This window comes from Vogesella mureinivorans (assembly GCF_007644035.1).
Classification (GTDB): Bacteria; Pseudomonadota; Gammaproteobacteria; order Burkholderiales; family Chromobacteriaceae; genus Vogesella; species Vogesella mureinivorans.
Window position 1 is genome coordinate 1 of record NZ_VMTV02000738.1, and the last position, 279, is coordinate 279.

The following is a 279-nucleotide window of genomic DNA, read 5'->3' on the forward strand; positions in this document are numbered from 1 at the left end:
TGATCACGTCGGGCGCCTGGCGCAGGGTGTTCTTCAGCGCGTTCTCCCAGCTGTCGGTGTCGATGCCGACCTCACGCTGGGTGATGATGCAGCCCTCGTGCTTGTGCACGTATTCGATCGGATCCTCGATCGTGATGATGTGGCCCGAGGAGTTCTGGTTGCGGTAGCCGAGCATGGCCGCCAGCGTGGTCGACTTGCCGGTACCGGTGGCGCCGACCAGGATCACGATGCCGCGCTTGGTCATCGACAGGGTCTTGATGACCGGCGGCAGGTTCAGCT

1 protein-coding gene is annotated in these 279 nt (G+C 63.4%); it reads right to left on the reverse strand.

The features are described from left to right. The coding region (locus FLQ44_RS17990; protein WP_147695478.1) for an ATPase, T2SS/T4P/T4SS family at positions 1–279 on the reverse strand (279 nt) is incomplete at both ends.